Source organism: Methanoregula sp. (assembly GCF_049690535.1).
GTDB lineage: Archaea > Halobacteriota > Methanomicrobia > Methanomicrobiales > Methanospirillaceae > Methanoregula.
This window is the reverse complement of the sequence record NZ_JBAVMX010000133.1, coordinates 1-4,335: the sequence shown is the minus strand read 5'-3', so window position 1 is coordinate 4,335 and position 4,335 is coordinate 1. Positions and strand designations below refer to the sequence as shown.

Here is a 4,335-nt window from a genome sequence, read left to right as displayed (position 1 = left end):
TTGACAAACTCACCAAGCAGATGAATGCGTTCGAGGAACTGAAAAACGGCAATGTCGCGGTCGCGCTTGAAGTCGCCGGCGTCATCATCGCTGTTGCCCTGATCATCCAGTCAGGTGTTGTCGGTATTACCGCAGCACTGGCCTGATGCATCACTCTTTATTTTCTTTTTTTGGATTCTTCCTCTTAAAAAATCGTGCATGAACCAGCACTGGTCATACCCTTGCCCTGAAACCCTATACAAAAATTTGTGCGGGACTAGGATCAGGGGCCGCTTATACTGCACAGCCAGGCGGAAATTGTTATAGTATGAATTTGGTTGTCAATCCTTCGGGAAGATACCCCGTCGTGAGCGGGGACATACATTTTTCATGAGGGAAGAAATAACGATCTCCACCCTGTATTCAAACGATCACTACGGGAAAAAGGATGATGAACCAATCTGGTTTTCCCGGAGGCATGGGCACTTTCGATGCAAGCGCACGCGGGAAGTCCGATTCATTATCCGGACTGGTTTCATTTTTTAGATTTCGACAGATGCGGGAATATCGCTGCAAATGCACCGATACTTGCGGTAACAATCCCGATGAGGGCAGCAAGAATTGTCGGGTTATCCAGAAGCCCTCCAGAAGATGTCGACGTGGGCTGCACGGTAACTCCCGAAGCAGTTGTAGCGGTTACCTGGGCTGTTGATCCCGATGATGCCCCAGAAGAGGATGCACTTAACGGCGGGAGCGTCCCGAATACACTTGTAACCGGACCGGGAACGACATAGATGGTTCCCTCATAATCGTAGTAACCGCTCATCGTTAATCTGATAATATGATTCCCTGCCGAAACGCCGGTAATATTCTGGGGGGTGTTCCCATAGAGAACTCCGTCAATCAGAATGCTTGCGCCTAGCGGAGAAGATGCAACGGTAATATTCCCGAGTGATGACGTGGCAGCCGAAGTGTCGTTGGGTACTATAGTTGGTAGAGTTGTATTTGACACCGTGGTATTCGTTGTCATCTGTTCGGGAGTTGCATTTGTCGGAATCACCGTTGTGATGTTATTTACCGGATACGTCGTTGCCGGTGTCTGGTTGGTTTCCGTAAGTGTTGGAACCGTCGTTGAGTTTGTCGTATTCTGGCTATCTGCAGCAACAGGGATTACGATCAGCGCAATCATAACGAGAAGGATGAACTGCGCACGTGTTTTCTTCACGGTAAAATCTCCTTTATAACAGTTTTAGGAATTTCATATTCCACCCCAGGGCCGGAAACCCGGTAAGGGATGTGATCTCATGTGCATTCCAGCCGGATCAAAGAAAGGGTTTCATCTCAAGGCCGGATTCGTTTTCAGGCCCAAACACGCTCCCATAGGATGAGTGCAATCCGCAGAAATTACGATCATGAAAAAGAGGATGGAGTATCCGGTAAGCAAAATGCCCCGGACACCCGCCCACGCTTCCCATGACCGTGTGTAGTTCTTTGACGGGAAATGATAATTTACTGCTCTTTCTTGGAGAACGAATCGATGACCTTGTCCATGATCGCTTCGCTGCGGTTCTTGAGTCCAAAGCCGACGATGATCGCAATTGCGGCGCCAAGACCGATACCGATACCCCATGCAATCGGTGTCACAAACGTGTAGATGATAGTGAGATCAAGTTCCAGCTGTGAGAGGGCGAGAATGGCCGTTACAAAATACAAAAAGACCCGAAGCAGGACCAGAACTGATGAGATGAACTGGACATTCTTCTGGGTGTAGTAACGGTTGAGGAAATCGATAAATGCGTCGATGAGGATGAAGCCCACGATGAAAATGATCACAAATGCTACAACATGCGGGATGTACTCGACAATCATCATCATCAGCTGGCTGAGATAGTCCATCTTCAGGATATCTACAGCGGCGAGAACAGCAATGAGGTACACAACAATACGGACAGCGATGTCACCGACATAACCAACCGTAAGCCCGGCGTTCTTAAACGAACCCCGGACCGAAACTACATCAGCACCTTCTTCCACGATATGCTGTTCACTGATCTTGTCCAGAACGATCCGGACGGCCCTGCCAAGCAGACGGCCGACGATCCATCCGATGATAAGAACAACAAGTGCACCCACGATACCGGGGACGTACGTCATAAGGGTTTCATACCACCGGTTTAACAAACTACCAAATAAGGGATCCATACATTTTCCTCCTTTTATCGATAAAAATTTACAAAATCACATTTGTCTTTTTTCTATATAGATATTATCCTTATTTATTGTACATGTTGGCGATTAACAATAATTATAAATGTCGATTTGGCCATATAATTCAGAGAAGGCCCCCAGTTTATATGATGCAGAATTACCCGCAGGAAATTGCCCACATAAAGAATCTTCTCAGGCAGAACCCGGAAGGGATGAGTGTCACAGACATAGCAAAAGCTCTCAAGAAGAACAAGAACACAACGGGTCGCTATCTCGATATTCTCCTGATCTCCGGCCAGGTGGACATGCGGACATACGGGATGGCAAAGGTTTTTACCCTATCACAGAGGGTCCCACTTTCGGCGGTGCTCAGTTATTCAAAAGACCTGATCATGGTTCTGGACAAGGAGTCCCGCATTGCAGATATCAATGACAATTTCCTTAACCTCCTGCACCTCGCACGGAAGGATGCGGTCGGAAAAAACCTCATGTACCTCAAATCACCCGGGGCCGATGTGCACGAACTTGTCAATTCGCTTATTACAACCCCATCCGAAGAAGGTGTAAGCACACTTTCATTGCAGGTAAAAGAGACCGGGGAACGCATTTTTAAACAAAAATCAATCCCCACAGTGTTTGACGATGGGGCAAGAGGAGTTACAATCATCCTTTCTGATGTCACCGAAGATATCCTGCGGGAGCGAGAACTTCGGGACCGGGAAGAACGATTCAGGATGATGGCAGAAAACATCCAAGACGGTCTGCTCATCCTTGAGAATGACAAAAACACTTTTGTGAACAACCGCTTTGCGGAAATTACCGGATATTCTTTTGAAGAACTGTGGGCGATGGACCCGTTTGCCCTTATCGCTCCGGAAGACCGGGCCGTGCTGAAACCGATTATGGAACTCCGTAATAACCCCCATCCAGGCCTTTTTGAGTTCCAAGCCAACGTCAGGAGAAAAGATGGCATACATCGTCACGTGTATGTACGGATCACCAGTCTCCAGCATGAGAACATCATGTACGCCTTTGTCATCATGACTGATGTTACCGAACTTGTGTCAAAAGATGCGGCCCTCTTTGAAAGCGAGCAGCGATTCAGGATGATGGCGGAGAACATTCAGGACGGCCTTATGATCATCGAGAATGAGCAGTTTGTTTATTCCAACAGGCGTCTATCGGAAATAAGCGGGTATTCCACAGAAGAACTGCACACGATGAACCCCCAAGATCTCATAACTCCAGAAGAACTTCATAAAATGATGAGTCTTTTAAAGAGATCCATGACGTGCACAGAACCCCCAGCCTCATTCAAGAGCTGGATACACTGCAAGAACGGCGAAAAGCAGTGTATATACGGACATATCAATTCGGTCCGGCATGGAGAGACCGTCAGCACCTACATCACGATGACCGATGTAACGGCATTCGCCCTCCGTGAACAGGAACTTTTGGATCAGATATCCAGACTTGAAAAACGTAAATAAATGATATCCGCCAGTATCCTGATATCAACAATCAGAAAAGCGTGAAAATGCGCAATCTGAATGTTTGCGAAACTATTCCCATTACTGTATTTTAGATTAAATCTGAAGAAAGTTCCCTGCTCGCCCCAATACTTTTTTGCTCCCCGGTTTTAAGTTTTGGTTTGTAAAAGGATCGGCGCTTCATTCAACATTCATACCATTTGGTAAAAATCCGCATCTTCTTCGGGGATTGACAGAAATTCGAGTCCTCAAAGTCATTTTCAATTTTTATTGTTTTTGTTTAGGGATAATGGATCTGCACAGTGTAGGAGGGATACATTTATAATAATCATGTATGACCAATAAAGAAAATTAATATATATTAAAAATTCCAATATGTACCAAGTTTTTGTAACAACATCGAGGATTTACATGAAAAACAGCACCCATTATGGATCTTTAAATGAACTGAAATTTACCCCGGCCTGCACGTGGCGGTGTGCGCACCACAATCACCTGCGGTCTGCAGGTCTGTTTTTTCTGGTGCTTGCACTGCTCGCCGTCTCGCCGGTGCTGGCCGGTACGAAATTCATGACCGGCAGCCCCGACCTGAGCGTGTATATCGCGGGGACCAACGAGTTTTCCCCGGGAGACGATGTCAACCTCCAGGTTGTCATCT

4 protein-coding genes and 1 pseudogene are annotated in these 4,335 nt (G+C 46.7%); 3 read left to right on the top strand and 2 right to left on the bottom strand.

Going from position 1 to position 4,335, the window contains the following annotated elements; genetic code table 11:
- Positions 1-146 (top strand): DUF350 domain-containing protein (locus WCE46_RS10590; protein WP_424732032.1); only part of this gene is annotated, 146 nt, incomplete at its 5' end.
- A gap of 368 nt (positions 147-514) precedes the next feature.
- Here WCE46_RS10590 and WCE46_RS10585 read toward each other — a convergent pair.
- Entirely contained in the window at positions 515-1,204 is a 690-nt protein-coding gene (locus tag WCE46_RS10585; protein ID WP_424733689.1) for a PEGA domain-containing protein, read from the bottom strand.
- Between the two features lie 284 nt (positions 1,205-1,488).
- Positions 1,489-2,133, bottom strand: coding sequence for a mechanosensitive ion channel family protein (locus WCE46_RS10580; RefSeq protein ID WP_424733688.1), 645 nt, complete (start codon positions 2,131-2,133; stop codon positions 1,489-1,491).
- 200 nt (positions 2,134-2,333) lie between these two features.
- Between WCE46_RS10580 and WCE46_RS10575 the strand changes: the two genes are divergently transcribed.
- A complete protein-coding gene (locus tag WCE46_RS10575; protein WP_424733687.1) occupies positions 2,334-3,677 on the top strand; it encodes a PAS domain S-box protein in 1,344 nt (447 codons plus the stop codon).
- 411 nt (positions 3,678-4,088) lie between these two features.
- Positions 4,089-4,335, top strand: a pseudogene (locus tag WCE46_RS10570) (hypothetical protein); the annotation flags it as partial.